Below are 226 nucleotides of genomic sequence, written 5' to 3' on the forward strand. Positions count from 1 at the left end.
TGGCGCCCGAGCCGATGGCGTTGCCTGCGCTCAGTTGCAGGCCGTTCGCCATGATGTCCACTTCGCCGTCGCCGACGAGGTCTTGGTCGACGATGCTGCCGCCGGCCACCACGCGCACGCTGCCCGCGCCGGCGGCGATCGTTTCGATCGTCACGTCGTTGCCGGTTTGCGCGGCGATGTTGCCGCCGTTGCTGACCAGGCTGGCGCCATTGGCCATCGTGATGTT

General features: G+C 68.1%; 1 protein-coding gene. It reads right to left on the reverse strand.

What is annotated here, in order from left to right; translation table 11 throughout:
• Nucleotides 1-226 (reverse strand): hypothetical protein (locus C7C56_RS28510; protein ID WP_181372959.1); only part of this gene is annotated, 226 nt, incomplete at both ends.

The organism is Massilia glaciei, from assembly GCF_003011895.2.
Lineage (GTDB): Bacteria > Pseudomonadota > Gammaproteobacteria > Burkholderiales > Burkholderiaceae_D > Telluria_A > Telluria_A glaciei.